Here is a 20,150-nt window from a genome sequence, read left to right on the forward strand (position 1 = left end):
AGAGCACGAGAAAGCCCGGCCCGCGGAGGCGGACCGGGCTTCGTCGTACGGGGGGAAGGGCTCAGCCCTTGCCGGCGTGGCTGGCGAGCTGGTCGAGGCCCTGGATGACGCCGCCGGCCAGGTCGCCGCCGCCGAAGGACGCCACCATGGAGAGCGCGGCGAGCTTGGCGTACGTGTCGGGGATGCGCTTGCGGGCGTACCGGCCGGTGACGATCTCCAGCTGCCGCTGGTTCGGCGACACGGCGATCAGGACGGACTTGTCCGGCTCGGCGAGCTGCCGGTGCAGCCGCTCCGCGTGCTCCCGGATCGGCTCGTCGAGGCCGCCCACGTAGACCGAGAAGACCAGGCCGGTGCCCTGGTCGGCCAGGCGGAGCGCCTCGTCGATGCGCAGCAGCTGACGGGTCGAGAACGGCCCGTCCAGCACATCGGGCGGGTTATCGGTCCCCGTCGCGGCCAGCGTCTCACCAACGGTCACTTGCGCCTCCGGTTCCACCGGCCGGCGCCTCCCGGCCGGCCTGCTCCTGCTTGCGGCTGGTCAGCGCCGGCGCCTGCGCCCCGGCGGCCAGTGCGGTGCCGGCCGAGTCGGCCAGCTGCTCCGGACGGCCCAGGAACCAGACCGGAGTGAAGTCGAAGGGCCGGCCCGGCCGGTAGCGCTTGGCACCGCCACCGCCACCGCCGCGACGGCTGCTGCCGGCGTACGCCAGTCCGGCGATCACCAGCACCGCGGCCGCCGGGATGCCGAGGTAGACCAGCAGCGTCTCGGTAACAGACAATCCCAACGCCCCCAGGCGGAAAGAGAGACCAGGAATTTCCGGGTCGGGTGGACGATCATGACGACGTGCGCCCGACGCCGCTTGTGATGTTCACGTTAGCGGAGTCGACGGCTCGCCAGATTGCGGGGTGCTGATCCCATCCGCCACAGCCGTGCTCCAGTTGCGCGGCAGTGGCTATCAATGTCGCGTCGTCGCCGTACCGGCCGGTGAGCAGCACTCCCACCGGCATTCCGTCGGCGGTCCGGCCGACCGGCAGGGAAACGGACGGATCGCCGGTGACGTTGAAGATGGCGCAGTACGGCGAAAATCGGCGCTGCCGGTCGAAATCCTCCGCCGGATCGAGGGCGGCGAACGCGCCCACCGGTGCCTGCGGTGCGGCCAGGGTCGGGCAGAGCAGCAGGTCGCATCCGGCGGTACGGCGGACGCCGAGGCGTACCTGGGCCTGCAGCTCGCCGAGGGCGGCCATCAGCGGACCGGCGCCGACCGCCGTGCCCCGCGCGCGCAGGAACCGGGTCAGTGGCAGCAGGTCGCTCTCCCGCTCGGGCGGCACCGGGGACAGTGCCAGCACGTACCAGACGGTCTCGAAGAGCGGCCACGCCGCAGGGCCGAGCGGTGCGGGGACCTCAACCACCTCGTGGCCGGCCGCCACGAGCAGTTCGGCGGCCCGGTCGACGGTGGCGACGCAGTCCGGGTGCACCGGCTCGTCGGCGATCATCGGGGTGACGAAACGGCCGATCCGCAGCCGCCCGGGCGCCGCGTCGCGGGCCGCGCCCAGGTAGCCGCCGACGGGCGTGGCCGGCGGCAGGTAAGGCTCCCCGGGCACCGGTCGGGCCAGCACGTCGAGCAGTGCGGCCACGTCTGCCACGGTCCGCCCCAGCGGGCCGTTGGTGGGCAGCCCGAACGCCCCGAAGCCGAGCGGGCCGCCGGAGACCAAGCCTCGGCTCGGCTTGTAACCGACCAGGCCGCAGAGCGACGCCGGGATGCGCAGCGAGCCGCCGCCGTCCGAGCCCTGGGCCACCGGCACCAGCCCGGCCGCCACCGCGGCCGCCGCGCCGCCGCTGGACCCGCCCGCCGTGTACGCGAGGCCCCACGGGTTGCGCGCGGGCGGCGCGACGAGGCCTTCGGAGTAGAGCGAGCAGCCCATTTCGGAGGTAGTGGTCTTGCCGAGGCTGACCAGGCCGGCGGCCGCCATGAACCGGACCACGTCGGCGTCGACCGGCGGCACGAAGTCGGCGAAGGCGGCCGAGCCGAAGGTGGTGCGCACCCCGGCGGTCAGCGTCAGGTCCTTGATTGCGGTCGGTACGCCGTGCAGCGGCCCGCGCTCGTCCACCGGCACCGCGTCGGCGGCCCGAGCCACCTCCCTGGCCCGCTCCGGCGTGACGGTGACGAAGGCGCCGACGGTGTCGCCGAGCGCGTCGACCCGGCGCAGGTGGTGCTCGACCAGCTCCACGCTGGACAGCTCGCCCCGGCGGATCGCGGCGGCCTGTTCCAGCGCGGTCAGGTCGTGCGGCTCGGCCATGCTCCCATCCTGCCCGGACGGTCCCCCGGACGCACTTCTCACGCGCCGACTCGGACGCCGGGACCCCGGGACGCCGGGGCGCCGGGGCGCCGGGGCACCGGGGCACATGTCTTGCCCGCTTTGCTCTGTTGCAGCCCACGCAACACGGAACCGCTCCCGGTGTTGCGTTCGCTGCAGCAGAGCAAAGGCGGCGCGGGGTGGTGTCGCGGCCGCACGGCCGACGGCCGCCGGACGCCCCGGTCAGCCGTGCAGGAAGCGCAGGGCGTTGCGGGAGAAGAGCTTGTCGCGCTGGTCGGCGGTGAGGAAGTCGGCCTTGCGGACCACCTGCCCGACCGGCCGCTCCCCCAGCGGATACGGGTAGTCGCTGCCGACCAGCACCCGGTCCTCCCCCATGGTGTCGACCAGCAGCCGGAGCGCGGCCGGGTCGAAGACCACCGAGTCGACGCAGAACCGGTCGACGTAGGAGCTGGGCGGGGCGGTCGAGGCGCCGCGTACCAGGTCGCCGCGGCGGTGCCAGGCGTTGTCGGCGCGGCCCAGCCAGAACGGGAAGCTGCCGCCGCCATGCGCGAAGCAGATCCGCAGCGTCTCCGGCACCCGGTCGAAGACCCCGCCGAGGATGAGCGCCAGCACGGACAGGTGCGTCTCGGCGGGCATCCCGGTCAGCCAGCGGGCCATCCAGCGGTCCAGCCGGGGGCCGCCCGGCATGTCCCACGGGTGCACGAAGACCGGCGCGCCTACCTGGGCACAGTGGGTGAGGAACTGGACGATCCCGGCGTCGTCGAGGTCCCGGTCGCCGACGTGGTTACCGATCTCCACCCCGACGTGGCCGGCGGCCAGGCAGCGGTCCAGCTCGGCGCAGGCCAGGTCCGGATCCTGCAACGGCACCTGGCAGAACGGCACCAACCGGTCGCCACCGCCGGCGGTGACCTCCAGGGTGAGGTCGTTGAAGATCCGGGCCACCTTGACCGCCTGGTCGGCCGGGCGGTCGTAGCTGAAGAACACCGGGGTGGGCGAGACGACCTGCACGTCGACGCCGTCGGCGGCCATGTCGGCGAGCCGGGTCTCCGCGTCCCAGCACTCCGCGCCGACCGGCCGGAACTCCGTCTCCCCCACCATGATCATGGCCGCGCGCTCGGAGTCCACCCGCAGCCAGGGCCAGCCGGACCCGCCGCACGCCGCGGCGAGGTCCGGCCACCCCTTGGCTACGACGTGCGTGTGCACGTCGACGACACGTCCCGGCATCAGCCCTTGCCCGGGTGCAGCGCGCCGCAGTTGGTGCAGGTGCGGGCCTTCTCGTCGGCGTAGAACGCCGAGAAGACCGGGGGCAGGTCGGCGGCGATGTCGCGAACCTGGAGCTCCACCTCGTGCATCTTGTGGCTGCACTCGGGGCAGTACCACTGGAACTTCTCCAGCGTGCCCTCCTCGCGGACCCGCTCGATCACCATGCCGATCGAGCCCGCCTCGGGCCGCTGCGGGGAGTGCGGGGTGTTGCGCGGCAGCATCCACATCTGGCCCTCGCGCACGTGCACCGTACGCGGCCCCTCCGGGAGCATCAGGTTGATGTGCATGTTGCCCTTGACCTGGTAGAAGAACTCCTCGTACGGGTCGACGTGGAAGTCGGTGCGTTGGTTCGGGCCACCCACCACCATGACGATGAAGTCGTCGCTGCCCGGCAACATCTCCTTGTTGCCGACCGGCGGCTTCAGCAGGTGCTGGTTCTGCCCGATCCAGCCTTGGAAGCTGAACGGTTCGGCGATCTCACTCACGACTGGCCTCCGGACGGAAGTAGGGCCACGGCCTGGATCTCGATCAGCAGGTGCGGGTGCGGGAGCTGGTGCACGGCCACCGTGGTCCGGGTCGGGCCGGTGCCGTCGAAGAACTCCGCCCACACCTCGTTGTATCCACCGAAGTCATTCATGTTGACCAGGTAGCTGGTGACCTGCACCAGGTCGGTCAGTCCGGCACCGACCGACGCCAGCAGGTCGTCGATGTTCTCGATCACGGCCCGGGTCTGTGCCCGGATGTCCAGGTTGGTGGTGCCGAACTCGTCCACCTCGACACCGGCGAAGGTGTTGTCCGGTCGCCGGGACGACGTACCGGAGACGAAGACGAATCCACCGGCGACCTTGACGTGCGGGAAGGCCCCGCGCGGCACGGCCTTGCCGGCGACCACCCGGGCGGTCATGCTGCCGCCTTCAACGACACCGTGCCGAGCTTCTCCACCACGGCCCGGACATGGGCGCCGGGACGCAGCGGCACGGCGGCGGTGGCCGCTCCGGCGAGGAAGACCCAGCCCTCGCGGAGCCGGACGCCGTGCCGGCCGGCGAGGCGGATGCCCTCGTCCAGCGCCCGGCGCGGGTCGCCGAGGATCGCCGCGGTCGAGCCGACCTGCGCCACCCGCCCGTCGATCTCCAGCAGCACGCCGAGGTTCTCCAGGCCGTCCGGCACCGGTGACCAGGGCCCGACGACAAACGCCGCCGCCGAGGTGTTGTCGGCGATGACGTCCGGCAGGGAGAAGGTGAAGTTGGCGTACCGGGAGTCGATCAGCTCGATCGCCGGGGCGACCGCGCGGATCGCGTCGGTGAACGCGCCGAGCGGCTCACCCGGCTCGGGCAGCCGGTCCAGCAGGAACGCCACCTCCGGCTCGACCCGGGGGTGGATGAAGTCGGCGACGTCGACGAGCCCGCCCTCGGGCACCCGCATCACGTCGGTGAGCCGGCCCCAGATCACCTCGTCCACCCCGACCTGGGCCATCTTCGCCTTGCTGGTCAGCCCCATCTTCAGCCCGACCAGCCGCTCGCCCCGGTCGAGGCAGCGCTGCAGCAGCGCGGTCTGCACCGCGTACGCGGCGTCCACGTCGAGGCCGGTCTCGGCGGCGAGCTGCGGGATCGCGGTGGCCGTGTCGGCCGCCGCGCCCAGCTTCTCGGCGATTCCCGCGATGTCCGGTCCGATCATGAGTCCTCCTTGCCGGCCAGATCGAGCGCCACGTCCACGATCATGTCCTCCTGGCCGCCGACCATCCGGCGCCGGCCCAGCTCGACCAGGATCGACCGGACGTCCACCCCGTACTTCGCCGAGGCGCGCTCGGCATGCCGGAGGAAGCTGGAGTAGACGCCCGCGTACCCCAGGGAGAGCGTCTCCCGGTCCACCTGGACCGGCCGGTCCTGGAGCGGGCGTACCACGTCGTCGGCCGCGTCCATCAGCGCGAACACGTCGCAGCCGTGCTTCCAGCCGTGCAGCTCGGCGACCGCGACGAAGACCTCCAACGGGGCGTTGCCGGCGCCCGCGCCCATGCCGGCCAGGGAGGCGTCCACCCGGACCGTCCGACCGGACGGGGAGCCGAGCGGCCCGTCCCCGATGATGCGGCCGTGTTCGACCGCCACCACGCTGTTGGCGACGCCGAGCGACAGGTTGTGGTGGGCGTGGATGCCGATCTGCGTCTCCGGTTCGAGCACCTGCCGGTACGCGTCGACCCGCTCGGCCACGTCGAACATCAGCAGCCGGCCGCCGGAGTCGGTGACGTACACGCAGTGCGCCCCGTACGACTCCATCAGCTTGGCCTGGGCGGCCAGCCCGGCCGGGTCGTTCATGTGCGACATCATCAGGAACCCGGAGACGTCCATGCCGTTCTCGCGGGCCCAGGAGATGTGCTGGGCGGAGATGTCCGCCTCGGTGCAGTGGGTGGCGATCCGGACGCTGGTCACCCCGAGCGCCTTCGCCGCCTTGAGGTCGGCGATGGTGCCGATGCCGGGCAGCAGCAGGGTGGTGAGCTTGGCGTTCGTCATCACCTCCGCCGCGGCGGAGATCCAGTCGGCGTCGCTGGCCGCGCCATGGCCGTAGTTCACGCTGGACCCGGCCAGGCCGTCGCCGTGCGCCACCTCGATCGCGGCCACCCCGGCCGCGTCCAGCGCCGCGGCGATGGTCCGCACCTGGTCCACCGTGTACCGGTGGGCGATGGCGTGCATGCCGTCGCGCAGCGTCACGTCCTGGATGTAGAGGTCGGTCACGCCGGGACCCCCTTCGCCCGCAGGGCCACCAGCCGCTCCGCGGTGCGCAGCGCGGCCGAGGTCATGATGTCCAGGTTCCCGGCGTACGCGGGCAGGTAGTGCCCGGCGCCGGAGACCTCCAGGAAGACCGACACCTGGAGTCCGGTGAACGGCCGCCCCAACGCGGGCACGTACGCCTCGACCCGGTCGAACTGCACGTCCTGCTTGAGCCGGTAGCCCGGGACGTACTCCTGCACGGTGGCCACCATGTCGGCGACCGATGCGGCGATCGCGCCCCGGTCGGCGTCGGCGTCCGGGCAGAGGCAGTAGACGGTGTCCCGCATCAGCAGCGGCGGGTCGGCCGGGTTGAGCACGATGATGGCCTTGCCGCGCTCGGCCCCGCCGACCACCTCGATCGCCCGGGCGGTGGTCTCGGTGAACTCGTCGATGTTGGCCCGGGTGCCCGGCCCGGCCGACTTCGAGGCGATCGAGGCGACGATTTCCCCGTACGCGACCGGGGTGACCCGGCCGACCGCGGCGACGATCGGCACCGTCGCCTGCCCACCGCAGGTCACCATGTTGACGTTGGTTTCGTGCAGGTGCTCGTCGAGGTTGACCGGCGGCACCACGTACGGCCCGATCGCAGCCGGGGTCAGGTCGACCACCGTACGACCGTGCGCCCGCAGGACCGCGTCGTGGTGTCGGTGTGCGCCCGCCGAGGTCGCGTCGAACACCAGCTCGACGTCGGCGAATTCGGGCAGGGCCACCAGCCCCTCCACGCCCTCGGCGGTGGTCGCCACGCCGAGCCGGCGGGCCCGGGCCAGGCCGTCGGACGCCGGGTCGATGCCGGCCATCGCCACCATGCGCAGGCTGTCGCTCAGCCGCAGCACCTTGATCATCAGGTCGGTGCCGATGTTGCCCGACCCGAGCACCGCCACTCCGACGCTCATGAATCCTCCCGGGAGAAACAGGTCCGCACCGAGCCGAGCCCGGAGATCCGCGCCTCGTACGCGGCACCCGGGGTGACCGGCACCATCGGGCCGAGCGCCCCGGAGAGCACCACGTCCCCGGCCCGCAGCGGGTCGCCCGCACGGGCCATGGTGCCGGCCAGCCACTCCAGCGCGTGCAGCGGGTTGCCCAGGCAGGCCGCCCCGGCGCCGACCGAGACCGGCTCCCCGGCATGCTCCAGCACCATGCCGCAGAGCCGCAGGTCCACGTCGGCGAGCCGACGCGGCGCGGTGCCGAGCACGAAGAGCCCGCTGGACGCGTTGTCCGCGACGGTGTCCACAATGGAGATGTCCCAGCCGGCGATCCGCGAGTCGACGATCTCGATGGCCGGCAGCACGTGGTCCACGGCCCGGATCAGGTCGACGGTGGTGACCCGCTCATCGGGCAGGTCGGTGCCGAGCACGAAGGCGATCTCGGCCTCCACCCGGGGCTGGAGCAGCCGGCCCATCGGCACCTCGGCCCCGTCGTCGACCGCCATGTCGTCGAAGAGCACCCCGAAGTCGGGCTGGAAGACGCCGAAGTTCTCCTGCACCGCGCGCGAGGTGAGACCGATCTTCGCCCCCACCCGGCGGTGGCCCTTGCCCAGCCGCTGCCGGGTGTAGACCTGCTGCACCTGGTAGGCAGCCTCGATGTCGCCCTCCGGCAGCAGCCGGCCCCGCAGGGGCGGGCACGGCTTCTCCTCCTGCCGGGCGACGGCCAGTTCCCGGTTGGCGGCTTCGATGTCGACGGTCATCCCCGCTCCTCGCTGCGTACGCTGACGACGCTCACGGCGGTTCGCGACTGCGGGGCTCGCAACCCCGGCTCGCTCCGCGCGCTCACGATGCCGGCCATTCTGCCCGCCCCGCCCGCTCACGCCACCGCCTCGCTTCGCTCCGCGGCGGCGCGAGGCGCCGCGCTACTGAGCCGGATGATTCGCTCGCTCCGCTCGCTCATGCGAGGTCCACGCAGACGTTGGTGAGTTCGGAGTAGAAGTCGAGCGAGTGCACGCCGCCCTCCCGGCCGATGCCGGACGCCTTCACCCCGCCGAACGGGGTGCGCAGGTCGCGCAGGAACCAGGTGTTCACCCAGACGATGCCGGCGTCCAGCCGGGACCCGGCCCGGTGCGCCCGGCCCACGTCCCGGGTCCAGACCGTCGCCGCCAGGCCGTAGTCGGTGCCGTTGGCCAGCGCGTACGCCTCGTCCTCGTCGTCGAACGGGGCGACGTGGACCACCGGGCCGAAGATCTCCTCCCGGTTGGTGCGGGCGTCCGGCCCGAGGCCGGTCAGCACGGTCGGCTGCACGTACGCGCCGCCGTCCCGGGCGTCGCCGAAGCGCGGCACCCCGCCCCCGGCGCGGACCTCGGCGCCCTCGGCCCGGGCCAGCTCGTAGTGGCCGCGCACCTTGTCCCGGTGGGCGTGCGAGATCAGCGGCATGTTCACCGTGGCCTCGTCGGCCGGCCAGCCGTACGCCAGCTCGTCGGCGCGCTTGGCCAGCCGGGCGGTGAACTCCTCGAAGAGCGGCCGCTGCACGTAGATCCGCTCGGTGCAGAGGCAGACCTGGCCGCCGTTGGTGAAGCTGGACCGGACCGACCCGGCGACCGCGGCGTCCAGGTCGGCGTCGGCGAAGACCAGCCCGGCGTTCTTACCGCCCAGCTCGAAGCTGACCGCCTTCACCCCGTCCGCGGCGGCCCGCATGATGGCGCTGCCGGTGGCCGACTCCCCGGTGAAGGTGATCGCGTCCACGTCCGGGTGCCGGGTGAGGAACTCGCCGGCCGAGTCGGGGCCGAAGCCGTGCACCAGGTTGAACACGCCCTCCGGCACGCCTGCGGCGGACATCACCTCGGCGAGCAGGGTGGCCGAGGCCGGGGTCTCCTCGCTGGGCTTGACCACCACCGCGTTGCCGCAGGCCAGGGCGGGGGCGACCTTCCACGTGAGCAGGAGCAGCGGCAGGTTCCACGGCACGATCACCGCGACCACGCCGACCGGCTTGCGCACCGCGTAGTTCAGCGCCCGGCCGCCGGTCGGGGTGACCGTGGTGAACGACTCGGTCGGCGCGGTCGCCACGATCTCGGCGAACGCCCGGAAGTTGGCCGCGCCGCGCGGAATGTCCAGCGTGCGGGCCTGGGAGATGGACTTGCCGGTGTCGGCGACCTCGGCGGCGACCAGGTCGTCGAAGCGGCGTTCCAGCTCGTCGGCGACCCGGCGGAGCACCTCGGCGCGTTCCCGCTCGCCCATCCGGCCCCACGGTCCGCGCAGCGCCGCCCGGGCCGCGGTCACCGCGTCGTCCACTACGGACGAGGATGCCTCGACCACCTCGAAGACCGGTTCGCCGGTGACCGGGCTGCGCTTGGTGAACCGGGTCCCGGCGTCCACGAAGGAGCCGCCGACGAAGTTGCGCAGCAGGCCGGGCCCGTCCGGCGCGTGTCCGGCCATCAGCCGGGGATCCCAGAGCGTCATCGCCGCCTCCCTCGACCGAGCACCACCGCGGCGCCGGCCAGCGCCGCCACCGCGCCGGCCGCCAGCGTCCCGACCACCTGGTACTGCCGGCGCACCCGGCGGCGCACCTGGGCGTACGGGGTGGTGGAGAAGGAGACCAGCTCGTACTGCGAGACGTATCGGCCGGGCAGGGCCCGCTCCAGGGCGTGCTCGATCCGCTTGCGGGTCTGGAATACCGGCGAGGCGACCTTGTCGCGCATCTCCACGAAGTTGGTCAGCGCCATCCGTGCGATCGCCTCGGCGTTGGCCTGCCGCCGGTGCTGGTACAGCGGCAGCGCCGCCGACCACTGGTCGCCGCACTCGTCCAGGCAGCGGTCCAGCTCGACCACGTCCTCGAACGCGCAGTTCGCGCCCTGGCCGTAGAAGGGCACGATGGCGTGCGCGGCGTCGCCGAGCAGGCCCACCTTCCCGTCCACCTGCCACGGGCTGCAGCGGACCGTGCCGAGCACGCCGATCGGGTTGTGCTGGTAGTCGTCGACCAGGTTCGGCGCGAGCGGGATCAGGTCCGGGTAGTGGGTGCTGAAGTACCGCTCGATGGCGGCCGGGCTGCCCAGGGACGCGAAGCTCGCGGTGCCGTGGGTGGGCCAGAAGAGCGTGCAGGTGAAGGAGCGGTCCGGGTTGGGCAGTGCGATCATCATCGAGGTGCCGCGCGGCCAGATGTGCAGCGCGCCCGGGTCGAGGGCGAACTCCCCGCCGATGGGCGGGATGGTGAGTTCCTTGTAGCCGTAGTCGAGGAAGTCCAGGCTCTCGGTCAGCACGCCGTGCCCGAGAAGCTGCCCGCGCACGGCGGAGCCGGCGCCGTCGGCGCCGAGCACGACCGAGGCGGTGGTGGTGACCTTGCCCTGCGGGGTCTCGAAGGCCATCTCGCCGGTGGCCGGGTCGAGCCCGACCAGCCGGTGGTCGAAGGCGATCCGTACGCCGGGCAGCGCGGCGGCGGCGTTCAACAGCGCGTTGTTCAACGCGCCGCGGCTGATCGAGTTGATCGCCCGGTCGCCAGAGACGCTGTACGACTGGAACTGCGGCTCGCCCTCCACCGGGTGGATCATCCGGCCGTGCATCGGCAGCGCGTCCGCCATCACCTGCTCGTCCAGTCCGATCCGGCGCAGCGCGTCCAGGCCGCGCTCGGAGAGCGCCAGGTTGATCGAGCGCCCCCGCTCGACCTTCCCGGTCCGCGGGTCCGGCCGCCGCTCATAGAGGGCCACCGGGTAGCCGCGCCGGGCCAGGAAGCAGGCCAGCAGGCAGCCGGCCAGTCCGGCCCCGACCACCGCGATCTCCTCGCGCCGCTCGGTCATCGGTTCACCTCCACGGTCGCGGCCAGCGCGTCGGCGACCCGCCAGCAGTCGTGGTACGTCGAGTAGAGCGGCACCGGGGCGAACCGGACGATGTCCGGTTCCCGGGCGTCGGCGATCACGCCGTGCTCGTGCCGCAGCCGCTTGGTCAGCTCGTTGGCGCTGCCCGTCCCGATCCGCATCGAGAGCTGGCAGCCGCGGCGGGCCGGGTCGCGCGGGGTGACCACGGTCAGCGGCCGGTCGGCGGTGACCTCGTCGAGCAGCCGCTCCAGGTATCCGGTGAGCCGCAGGCTGCGTTCCCGCAGCGCCGGCATGCCGACCGAGTCGAACAGCTCCAGCGAGGTACGCACCGGGCCCATCGCGAAGATCGGCGGGTTGGAGATCTGCCAGGCCTCGACGGTGGCCGGCGGCCGGGACACCGGCGTCATCTCGAACCGGGTGGTGGCCTCGGTGCTCCACCAGCCCTCGAAGCGGGGCAGGTCCGGGTCGCCGAGGTGCCGCTCGTGGACGAAGACGCCCGCGAGGGCGCCCGGCCCGGAGTTGAGGTACTTGTACGAGCACCAGGCGGCGAAGTCGACGTCCCAGTCGTGCAGCGCCAGCGGGACGTTGCCGACCGCGTGCGCGAGGTCCCAGCCGACCACCGCCCCGGCGGCCCGCCCGGCGGCGGTGATCGCGGGGATGTCCATCAGCTCGCCGGTCAGGTAGTTGACCCCGCCGAGCAGCACCAGCGCGACGGTGTGCCCCTCGGCGGCGAGGAAGTCGAGGACGTCCTGCGCCCGCAGGGTGTCCTCGCCGGGACGCGGCTTCAGCCGGACCACCGTGGCCTCCGGGTCGAGGCCGTGGAAGCGGGCCTGGCTGCGCACCGCGTAGCTGTCCGAGGGGAAGGCGCTGTCCTCGATGACGATCCGGGTCCGCTCGCCCGCCGGCCGGTAGAAGCTCACCATCAGCAGGTGCAGGTTGACCGTCAGGGAGTTCATCACCACGGTCTCCGCGGGGAGCGCGCCGACCAGTCGCGCGGCCGGCGCGGTCAGCAGCTCGTGGTACGGCAGCCAGGGCCGGTCCGCCTCCAGGTGTCCCTCCACGCCCAGCCGGCGCCAGGCGTCCAGGTCGGCGAGGAGTTCGTCCCGGGTGGCCCGGGGTTGCAGGCCCAGCGAGTTGCCGGCCAGGTACGCCACCTCGGGGTGGCGCCCGCCCTCGGCCGGCGGCACGAGGAACAGGTGCCGGTGCCCGGGGTCGGACGCGTCGAGCGCGCGGGCCTCGTCTTCGGTGTGCATGCAGTTTTCTCCGGTCACATCGCGGTCCGGGCCGACCACAGCTCCGGGAAGACCACCCGGGCCATGCTGCGCTGCAACCAGGCCAGCCCGGCGGAGCCGCCGCTGCCGACCTTGGCGCCCATCGAGCGCTGCACCGCCTTGAGGTGGTGCCAGCGCCAGTCGCCGAACTGCTCGGCCACCTCGGTCAGCGCCTCACCGAGCATGCGCAGGTGATTGTCGGGGCCGCCGTCGGCGTAGATCCGCACCCAGGCCGCCTCGACGGCGGGGTGCGACTCGTGCTCGTTCGCCACGTCCCGGTCCAGCAGTTCCGCCGGGAGGTCGAAGCCGCGCCGGGCGAGCAGGGCGACCACGTCGTCCCAGAGGCTCGGCGTCGCGAGGGCGGCGGTCAGCTCGGCGTACACCTCGGTCTGCCGGCGGAACGGGCGGATCAGCGCCGGGTCGCGGAGGCCGAGCAGGAACTCCAGCTGGCGGTACATGGCCGACTGGAAGCCGGAGCCCTCGCCGAGCCGGTCGCGGAACCGGTTGAAGTCGGCCGGGGTCATCCAGCGCAGCCCCTGCCAGGCGGCGTTGAGCCCCTCCAGGTGCAGGGCGGCGCGGCGCAGCGGGGGCAGCGCCTCCCAGATCCGGTTGGCCCGCAGCTCCCGCTGGGCGTGCCGCAGCTCGTGGCAGGTCAGCCCGAAGTACAGCTCCATGATCTGGCTGATCATCAGGAAGGACATCTCGCCCGGATCGTCGCTGAGCGGCTCCTGGAGCTGGTGCAGCGTGCTCGCCTGGACGTACGCGTCGTAGGGCACCCGGTCGGCGAACTCCAGCGTCGGCTCGCCCCCATTGCGCGCCGCCCGGGCCGCCCGCTGCTGCGGGGTGGCCGGCCGGACCACCGTCGTCTGTTCCACCGTCATCTCCTCCTACGCGGGGTAGACGACATGATCCCGCCAGTGGATCCACAGATGGAATGCCTGTTCAACGGCTGTACGGTGGTATCACCTGCCGCTTTGAAAGCTTCCCCCGCACTCGACTTCACGGAAGAGAGGTCCCCGCGTGGACGACATGGACTGGGCGCTGCTGCGCGAACTCCAGGCCGACGCCCGGCTCTCGTACAGCGAGCTGTCCCGGCGGGTGCACCTGTCGCCGCCGGCGGTGGCCGAGCGGGTCCGCCGGCTGGAGGAGTCCGGCGTGATCACCGGCTACCACGCGCACGTGGACCTGACCCGGGCCGGGCGCACCGTGCTCGCGCTGATCCGGATGTCCTGCTACGGCTCGCGCTGCATCCTCAACGATCCCGGGGTGGCGGACTGGCCGGAGATCATGGAGATCCACCGGATCACCGGCGACGCGTGCAGCATGCTCAAGGTGGCGGCCGGGTCGATGGGCGAGTTCGAGGGGGTCATCGACCGGCTCGCCCCGTACGGCCAGCCGTCCAGCACGATGGTCCTGTCCACCCCGCTGGACTGGCACCCGGTCACCCCGCTCCCGCCATCCGGTTCGACGCCGCCCGGCCGCCGCCGCTGATTCGCCCCGGGTTTGCCCCGGGGTCAGCGGGAAAGCAGCCCTCACTGCCCGTCAGCAGGATTCCGGTGCGCCGCACCGGAAGGGGGGAATCATGCGAGGGCTCGTGTCACGCCGCGCCCTCTCGGCCGTCCTGAGCGTGCTGGGACTGGTCGCGGCGTTCGTCCTGATGACCGTCAGCCCGGCCCGGGCCGGGGAGACCGTCTTCGTCGAGGTCACGCCCAATCCGGCGCAGGCCGGAACCCGGGTGAACATCCGGGCCAGTTGCGACAACGCGAACAACCGGCAGGCGGAGGTGAACTCGGACGCCTTCGGACGGGTCATGCTCCGTCCGGACAACGGCTTCCTCACCGGGGCGGTGACCATCCCGGGCAACAAGCAGGGCGGTGACTTCCAGGTCGACCTGCGCTGCTCGAATGGGAAGACCGCCTCGACCGTGCTCACCGTGCTGAACATGGCCCAGCCGAGCAAGGGCCCGGCCACCGGCGGTGGCGGCACTGCGGGCGGCCGGGGCGCCGGCTCGCTGCTGCTGGTCGGCGGGCTCGTCGCGGTGGCGGTGGTGGCCGGCGTCGGCGCCCGTCGCAGGACCGGGTCGCGCTTCTGACGAGGTGCGGCCATGCCCCGCCAACGGACCCGAGCCGGACGGCAGCCTGACCTCCGGGACGACGGCCGGATGACGCGGATCCACGGCGACGGTCGCACCACCCGGATCCACCAGGACGCGCGCACCCTGCGAGTACCTGGCGACGATCGCATCGCGCGGATCCCCGGCGCGGCGCGCACCCCCTCGGCGCGAGGCGTCGGCCACGTGCCGAGGCCCGGGGGTGACGGGCCGAGCCGGGGCGCCGGCCCGACCCGGCACGGCCGGGCCGGCAGTGCCGCGGGTGATCGCCTGCGCACCTCGCTCCGGCTGGTGGCCGTCGCGGTCCGCCGGTTCGCCCGCGCCGCCGGTCACGCGTCCACCGCGAGCGTCGCCACCGCCGACGCGCGCGCCCGCCCGGTCGCGGTCCGGCCCACCACGGCCGCCGCCCGCTGGCGGTACGCCGCCCAGCGCGGCCCCGGCGCCCCGGTGCTGGTGGTCGCGACGCTGATGGTGCTGATCGTGGCCATGCTCGGGGTGGAACGGGTGACCGGGATCAGCGTGCTGCCCGACCAGCTGTTCGCCGGGCTGCGGCCGCCGCCGAAGAAGTTCCCGGTGCTGCCGGCGAGCCCGCCGACGGACCTCTCGATCGGCAAGGTCGGGCTGCGGGCCCCGGTGCACCGGGTCGGCCTCGCCCCCGACGGCACCATCGCGGTGCCCGAACTCGCGAAGGCCGGCGAGGCCGGTTGGTACGACCAGGGGCCGACCCCCGGGCAGTACGGGCCAGCGGTGATCGTCGGCCACGTCGACACCACCACCGGCCCCGCCGTCTTTCACGATCTCAAGCGACTCGACGACGGTGACCGGGTCGAGGTGACCCGGCAGGACCACTCGGTGGCGATCTTCGAGGTCACCTCGGTGCAGCGGTACGGCAAGGAGAAGCTGCCGGTGGACGAGATCTTCGGCGACTTCAGCCAGCCCAACCTGCGCCTGATCACCTGTGGCGGGCGATGGGTGGGCGGCGAGACCGGCTACGCCGACAACCTGGTGGTCTACGCGACACTGGTACAGACGCGCGGCCCGTGACCCTGGCTCAGGCCGCCTCGGGCTCGCGCAGGTCGAGCCAGTCCGCCCAGCGCGGGTCCGGCGCCCGGTGCCCGAGCACCCGCCACGCCGTCCCCTTGGGCACCGCCGGCAGGTTGTGCAGCCGCCAGCCCAGCTCGGCCGGGGTCTTGTCGCCCTTGGTGTGGTTGCACCGGGCGCACGCGGCCACCACGTTCTCCCAGGCGTGCCGGCCACCCCGGCTGCGGGGGAAGACGTGGTCGATGGTCTCCGCCGGCCCGCGGCAGTAGGCGCAGCGCCAGCCGTCCCGGGCGAAGACCGCCCGCCGGGAGAGCCCCACGTGGGTGCGGTAGGGGACCCGGACGTAGCGGGTCAGCCGGACCACCGAGGGGACTGGGAGCGCGTTGCGCGCGCTGTGCAGCATGCCGTCGCCGTCGGCGACGCAGACGGCCTTGGCGGAGAGCACGAGGATGGCGGCACGACGCACCGACACGACACACAGCGGTTCGTAGGTGGCGTTGAGAACGAGCGCACCGGAGCCCGCCGTGGGTCGTATGTCAGGCATCGCGCTCACCCTCCCGGTCCAGCCGCTCCTGCCGTTGTCGCGTCGGGCCCGCCCCGCAGGCAGCGGGGAACGACACCGACGCCGGCCGGATCACCGACGTCCGTTGCGCCAATCGTCCCTGATCGCGCCTCGGATTGCACGCACTAATCCGGGGTACCTCATGAAGCTTTTTCCGGCCGTGTCAGGATGACCGGTTCCGCCCGTGATGATCGGTTGCCGTCCGCCTGGTGGTGCTGAGGTGGGTCAGCAGCCGGCGCACAGCGGGCGTGCGGTACGAAAGCAGGGTGAGTGCCGCCAACCTGATGCTGCGCGCCCTGGTCGCCGCGCCCAGCCCCGACCCGACGCCCTCCGTCGACTGCCGGACCAACGACTGGTGCAAGCCCATCCTGGAGCTGACCAACTCGACCTGGCTCGCCGAGGGCAGCTACTGGATCATCCTCAAGCCGCTGCGGATCATCCTGATCGTGCTGCTGGCGGTGGCCGCCCGCTGGGCGCTGCACCGGACCATCAACCGGCTGGTCCGGACCACCACCGAGGGCGCGGTACCGACCATGCTCCGGCCGCTGCGCGAGCGGATCCCGTCCGCCGCGATCAGTCCTGAGGAGTTCGTGCCGGAGCGGCGGCGACAGCGGGCCGAAGCGATCGGCTCGGTGCTGCGCAGCGTGGTCACCGCGTTCGTCTTCGGCATCGCGCTGCTGATGGTCCTGCGCGAGTTCAGCTTCGACCTGGCCCCGCTGCTGGCCAGCGCCGGCATCGCCGGCGTGGCGCTCGGCTTCGGCGCGCAGAGCCTGGTCAAGGACCTGATCGCCGGCCTGTTCATGCTGATCGAGGACCAGTACGGCGTCGGCGACACGGTCGACCTGGGCGAGGCGACCGGCGTGGTCGAGGCGGTGGGCCTGCGGGTCACCACGGTCCGGGACGGCCGCGGCGTGCTCTGGTACATCCGCAACGGCGAGATCGTCCGGGTCGGGAACAAGAGCCAGGGCTGGGCCTTGGTGGTGGTCGACCTGCCGATCGGCTTCGCCGGCACCGAGGAGGCCACCGCGGTGCTGCGTACGGCAGCGGCCTCCGTGGCGATGGATCCCGAGCTGGCGCCGCAGATCGTCGAGGAACCGGACGTGCTCGGCGTCGAACAGATCACGGTGGACGGCGCGGTGATCCGTACGGTGGTCAAGACGACCGCCGACGGCCAGTTCGCGGTCGGCCGCGAGCTGCGCCGCCGGCTGGCCGAGGCGCTGGAGAACTCCGGCATCACCGCCCGGATCGCGGCGGCCCGGCTCTATCCGGGGATGCCCACCCGCACCCCGGCACCGGGCGAGACAGGCACCGGCGGCGCGACGTAGGCCGCGCCTCCCTTCGGGCCGGGACGACCGATTTCGGGGGTTCCCCGCCGTGCGGCCCCTCGGGTATCGTCCGTTCGTTCAGTCGGAGATGCGACGATCAATCCGTTCACCCTAGCCGTCGTTCAGACGATCGGGCAGAATCCGGTACGCACGCTCCCGTGGGAGCGTGCTCGTGTCCTCGCTGATCCGAGATCTGACGACGGTCCCCGGTCGGGCCATCACGAGTGGCCGGCGTCCGAGGACGATGGAGGCGACGGTGTCCGACGAGCGACCCGCCCCGGAGGGCCCGGCCACCTTTCGCGACGTCTTCGGCCAGGCCGAGTTCCGCGCGCTCTTCGCCGCCAACGCCCTGTCCTGGGTCGGCGACTACGTCGCCAAGGCCGCCGTCACGGTGCTCGTCTACCGGCAGACCGACTCGGTGGCGCTCTCCGCCGCCGCGTTCGCCGCCAGCTACCTGCCCTGGCTGCTCGGTGGCCCGGTGCTCGCCGCCGTCGCCGAGCGGCACCGCTACCGGCAGGTGATGGTCGCCTGCGACCTGATCCGGATGGCGCTCATGGCCCTGGTGGCGCTGCCCGGAATGCCGCCCTGGGCGATCCTCGCCCTGATCTTCGGCGCCACGCTGGCCAACCCGCCGAGCCAGGCCGCGCGGTCCGCGGTCACGGCGCAGATCCTGCGCGGCGACCGGCTGGTGGTGGGGCTCTCGGTCAACTCGAGCACCGGCCAGGCCGCCCAGGTCGTCGGCTACCTGCTTGGCGCGACGATCGCCGCGGTGAGCCCGGGCGCCGCCCTGCTGATCAACGCCGCCACCTTTGCGGTGTCGGCCGCCCTGGTCCGGTTCGGCCTGCGCGACCGGCCGCCCGCGATGACCGCAGCGCACCGCAGCCACCTGCTGCGGGAGACCGGACAGGGATTCCAGATCGTCTTCGGCCAGCCGGTCCTGCGGGCCATCGCCGTGCTGGTGTTCAGCGCGTCGCTCTTCTCCATCGTGCCGGAGGGCCTCGCCGCGGCGTGGGCCGCCGAACGGGGCGGCGACCTCGACGGCGGCGCCGCCCAGGCGATCATCATGGCCGCCAACCCGGTCGGCTACATCCTCGGCGGGCTGCTGATCGGCCGGTTCCTCGCGCCGGCCCGCCGACTGGCCCTGATGCGCCCACTGGCGGTCGTCGCCCCGGCGGTGCTCGTCCCGGCGCTGTTCGACCCGTCGCCGCTCGTGGTGGCGCTCCTCGCGGCGGTGTGCGGCTTCGCCGTCGCGGGGCTGATCCCGGTGGCCAACGGTCTCTTCGTCCGCGCCCTGCCCGACGCCTACCGCGCCCGGGCGTTCGGCGTGATGGCCAGCGGCACGCAGCTCACCCAGGGCGCCGCGGTGCTGGTCACCGGGGCGCTCGCCGAGCACTTCACCATCCCCGACGTGGTCGGCGTCTGGAGCGCCGCCGGGGTGGTGCTGGTGCTCGCGGCGGCGCTCACCTGGCCGCGCCGGGAGACGGTTGACACGGCGGTCGAGGCCGCCGCCTTGGCCAATTCGGCCGAGCCGACGGTCCCCGCCGGTCTCCGGCCGCACGTTCCGGCACGCCCGGCCGGCGAGCGGCCCCGGCAACGGCACGCGGTGACCTGACCGGTCCGGTCGCAAGGTGACCTGACCGACCCGGGAGGTGGGCCCGGATCGCGCGCCGGCCCCACCTGGCAGGATGGAACGGTGACTTCCCCAGGCGAGTCGATGACCCTCTTCGAGGCGGTTGGCGGCGAACCCACCTTCCGCAAGCTGGTGGACGAGTTCTATGTCGGCGTGGCCACCGACCCGCTGCTGCGGCCGATGTACCCGGAGGAGGACCTCGGCCCGGCGGCCGACCGGTTGACCCTCTTCCTCATCCAGTACTGGGGCGGCCCGCACACCTACTCGGAGCAGCGCGGCCACCCTCGGCTGCGGATGCGACACGCGCCGTTCCGGATCGGGGCGGCCGAGCGGGACGCCTGGCTGCATCACATGCGGCGGGCGGTGGACCGGCTGGACCTACCGCCGGAGATCGCCGCCGCGCTCTGGGACTACCTGGAGCGGGCCGCGTACTTCATGGTGAACGTGGTGGAGGATCCGGCGGCCGGGGCCTGACGGCGACCGGCCGCGGTGCCGTCGGTACCGGCGGTCCCGACGGCGGCCGGGGTCAGAGCAGCGCGCCCTCGTCGTGCAGCCAGTCCACGAATGAGGTGGCCACGGCGGCGCCGCAGTCCAGCATCTCGACCAGCAGCGCGTCGTGGGCGCCGGCGCCGAGCGGCACCTGGAGTTCCGCGTAGATCGGCAACTGCCCGCGCTCGGTCGGGTCGCCGATGTAGGCCTTGCAGAACCGCCGGGTGTGGTTCCACTCGTTGACCACCCGGTAGGCCCGGTCGGCCCAGTCCGGCGGCACCGTCGCGTGCGGCCGGGCCCGCATCACCAGGATCTCGTCGTCCGGCCCCTCGAGCGTGACCAGCACGGCGTGCCGCTCCCACATGGCCAGCAGGTTGCCGTCGCCGTCGGCGAGGTAGCGCACGTCGAGCAGGTCGAGCGCCTCACAGACCCGGGGGAGGGTGACCGGCCCGACGGTGGCCGGCCGGTCCGCGATCACCGGCCGCTCGGCGGCTGCGTCGTCCCCTGGCTGACGGGGGGTCGGTGGTCCGACCCGGACGGTGTCCTCCACTGTGATCCTGCTTCGAGTTTCCGGATCGCCGTCACCGACGGGACCTGGGCGCCATGACCACCACGGCATCGCTCGCGCACCTCACTCCCCAGCGGATCCAAT

Annotated in this window: 22 protein-coding genes; 6 read left to right on the top strand and 16 right to left on the bottom strand. The window is 72.9% G+C overall.

Annotation, left to right across the window (positions count from 1 at the left end):
• Positions 1 to 61: 61 nt before the first annotated feature.
• The 14 genes from ACFYOS_RS15875 to ACFYOS_RS15940 all read right to left on the bottom strand — a co-directional run bounded on the left by ACFYOS_RS15875 (position 62) and on the right by ACFYOS_RS15940 (position 13,222).
• A complete protein-coding gene (locus ACFYOS_RS15875) occupies positions 62 to 475 on the bottom strand; it encodes a DUF5130 family protein (protein ID WP_387141139.1) in 414 nt (137 codons plus the stop codon).
• Complete coding sequence (locus ACFYOS_RS15880) at positions 462 to 755, bottom strand: hypothetical protein (RefSeq protein WP_387141496.1); 294 nt, start codon at positions 753 to 755, stop codon at positions 462 to 464. The genes ACFYOS_RS15875 and ACFYOS_RS15880 overlap by 14 nt, the downstream gene beginning before the upstream one ends.
• 73 nt (positions 756 to 828) lie before the next feature.
• Positions 829 to 2,292, bottom strand: coding sequence for an amidase (locus tag ACFYOS_RS15885; RefSeq protein WP_387141142.1), 1,464 nt, complete (start codon positions 2,290 to 2,292; stop codon positions 829 to 831).
• A 240-nt stretch (positions 2,293 to 2,532) separates the two neighbouring features.
• Complete coding sequence (locus ACFYOS_RS15890; RefSeq protein ID WP_387141145.1) at positions 2,533 to 3,534, bottom strand: amidohydrolase family protein; 1,002 nt, start codon at positions 3,532 to 3,534, stop codon at positions 2,533 to 2,535.
• Positions 3,534 to 4,058 carry a 3-hydroxyanthranilate 3,4-dioxygenase gene (locus ACFYOS_RS15895; protein WP_387141148.1) on the bottom strand — a complete coding sequence of 175 codons (525 nt, stop codon included), beginning with the start codon at positions 4,056 to 4,058 and terminating at the stop codon, positions 3,534 to 3,536. The genes ACFYOS_RS15890 and ACFYOS_RS15895 overlap by 1 nt, the downstream gene beginning before the upstream one ends.
• Complete coding sequence (locus ACFYOS_RS15900) at positions 4,055 to 4,477, bottom strand: RidA family protein (RefSeq protein ID WP_387141151.1); 423 nt, start codon at positions 4,475 to 4,477, stop codon at positions 4,055 to 4,057. Before ACFYOS_RS15900 ends, ACFYOS_RS15895 begins: the two co-directional genes overlap by 4 nt.
• The gene (locus tag ACFYOS_RS15905) at positions 4,474 to 5,247 is read right to left on the bottom strand and encodes a 2-keto-4-pentenoate hydratase (RefSeq protein ID WP_387141154.1); all 774 of its coding nucleotides are present in this window, start codon (positions 5,245 to 5,247) and stop codon (positions 4,474 to 4,476) included. Before ACFYOS_RS15905 ends, ACFYOS_RS15900 begins: the two co-directional genes overlap by 4 nt.
• Entirely contained in the window at positions 5,244 to 6,299 is a 1,056-nt protein-coding gene (dmpG, locus tag ACFYOS_RS15910) for a 4-hydroxy-2-oxovalerate aldolase (RefSeq protein ID WP_387141157.1), read from the bottom strand. The genes ACFYOS_RS15905 and dmpG overlap by 4 nt, the downstream gene beginning before the upstream one ends.
• The gene (locus ACFYOS_RS15915) at positions 6,296 to 7,228 is read right to left on the bottom strand and encodes an acetaldehyde dehydrogenase (acetylating) (RefSeq protein WP_387141160.1); all 933 of its coding nucleotides are present in this window, start codon (positions 7,226 to 7,228) and stop codon (positions 6,296 to 6,298) included. Before ACFYOS_RS15915 ends, dmpG begins: the two co-directional genes overlap by 4 nt.
• Positions 7,225 to 8,019: a 2-keto-4-pentenoate hydratase gene (locus ACFYOS_RS15920; protein ID WP_387141163.1), complete on the bottom strand. Its 795-nt coding sequence runs from the start codon at positions 8,017 to 8,019 to the stop codon at positions 7,225 to 7,227. Before ACFYOS_RS15920 ends, ACFYOS_RS15915 begins: the two co-directional genes overlap by 4 nt.
• Positions 8,020 to 8,215: 196 nt before the next feature.
• Entirely contained in the window at positions 8,216 to 9,697 is a 1,482-nt protein-coding gene (locus tag ACFYOS_RS15925; RefSeq protein ID WP_387141498.1) for a 2-hydroxymuconic semialdehyde dehydrogenase, read from the bottom strand.
• A 20-nt stretch (positions 9,698 to 9,717) separates the two neighbouring features.
• Positions 9,718 to 11,052 carry an FAD-dependent oxidoreductase gene (locus tag ACFYOS_RS15930; RefSeq protein ID WP_387141166.1) on the bottom strand — a complete coding sequence of 445 codons (1,335 nt, stop codon included), beginning with the start codon at positions 11,050 to 11,052 and terminating at the stop codon, positions 9,718 to 9,720.
• Positions 11,049 to 12,323 (bottom strand): kynureninase, encoded by a 1,275-nt coding sequence (kynU, locus tag ACFYOS_RS15935; RefSeq protein WP_387141170.1) that lies wholly within the window; start codon positions 12,321 to 12,323, stop codon positions 11,049 to 11,051. Before kynU ends, ACFYOS_RS15930 begins: the two co-directional genes overlap by 4 nt.
• A gap of 14 nt (positions 12,324 to 12,337) precedes the next feature.
• Entirely contained in the window at positions 12,338 to 13,222 is an 885-nt protein-coding gene (locus tag ACFYOS_RS15940; protein ID WP_387141173.1) for a tryptophan 2,3-dioxygenase, read from the bottom strand.
• A 139-nt stretch (positions 13,223 to 13,361) separates the two neighbouring features.
• Here ACFYOS_RS15940 and ACFYOS_RS15945 point away from each other — a divergent pair, with 139 nt between their 5' ends.
• From ACFYOS_RS15945 to ACFYOS_RS15955, 3 genes are all read left to right on the top strand, one after another.
• The gene (locus tag ACFYOS_RS15945) at positions 13,362 to 13,832 is read left to right on the top strand and encodes an Lrp/AsnC family transcriptional regulator (RefSeq protein WP_387141176.1); all 471 of its coding nucleotides are present in this window, start codon (positions 13,362 to 13,364) and stop codon (positions 13,830 to 13,832) included.
• A gap of 91 nt (positions 13,833 to 13,923) precedes the next feature.
• Positions 13,924 to 14,433, top strand: a complete 510-nt coding sequence (locus tag ACFYOS_RS15950) for a hypothetical protein (RefSeq protein ID WP_387141178.1) — start codon at positions 13,924 to 13,926, stop codon at positions 14,431 to 14,433.
• 288 nt (positions 14,434 to 14,721) lie between these two features.
• Positions 14,722 to 15,495, top strand: a complete 774-nt coding sequence (locus tag ACFYOS_RS15955; protein WP_387141502.1) for a class F sortase — start codon at positions 14,722 to 14,724, stop codon at positions 15,493 to 15,495.
• A gap of 7 nt (positions 15,496 to 15,502) precedes the next feature.
• On the opposite strand, the gene ACFYOS_RS15960 is transcribed toward ACFYOS_RS15955, so the two are convergent.
• Positions 15,503 to 16,036, bottom strand: a complete 534-nt coding sequence (locus ACFYOS_RS15960) for an HNH endonuclease (RefSeq protein WP_387141180.1) — start codon at positions 16,034 to 16,036, stop codon at positions 15,503 to 15,505.
• Between the two features lie 302 nt (positions 16,037 to 16,338).
• On the opposite strand from ACFYOS_RS15960, the gene ACFYOS_RS15965 reads away from it, so the two are divergent.
• The 3 genes from ACFYOS_RS15965 to ACFYOS_RS15975 all read left to right on the top strand — a co-directional run bounded on the left by ACFYOS_RS15965 (position 16,339) and on the right by ACFYOS_RS15975 (position 19,483).
• Positions 16,339 to 17,379, top strand: a complete 1,041-nt coding sequence (locus ACFYOS_RS15965; RefSeq protein WP_387141504.1) for a mechanosensitive ion channel family protein — start codon at positions 16,339 to 16,341, stop codon at positions 17,377 to 17,379.
• A 244-nt stretch (positions 17,380 to 17,623) separates the two neighbouring features.
• Complete coding sequence (locus tag ACFYOS_RS15970; RefSeq protein WP_387141183.1) at positions 17,624 to 18,991, top strand: MFS transporter; 1,368 nt, start codon at positions 17,624 to 17,626, stop codon at positions 18,989 to 18,991.
• Positions 18,992 to 19,093: 102 nt separating this feature from the next.
• Complete coding sequence (locus tag ACFYOS_RS15975) at positions 19,094 to 19,483, top strand: globin (RefSeq protein ID WP_387141507.1); 390 nt, start codon at positions 19,094 to 19,096, stop codon at positions 19,481 to 19,483.
• Positions 19,484 to 19,535: 52 nt separating this feature from the next.
• On the opposite strand, the gene ACFYOS_RS15980 is transcribed toward ACFYOS_RS15975, so the two are convergent.
• Positions 19,536 to 20,117, bottom strand: coding sequence for a YbjN domain-containing protein (locus ACFYOS_RS15980; protein WP_387141186.1), 582 nt, complete (start codon positions 20,115 to 20,117; stop codon positions 19,536 to 19,538).
• Positions 20,118 to 20,150: the final 33 nt, after the last annotated feature.

It is taken from the genome of Micromonospora sp. NPDC005806 (assembly GCF_042871425.1).
GTDB lineage: Bacteria > Actinomycetota > Actinomycetes > Mycobacteriales > Micromonosporaceae > Micromonospora.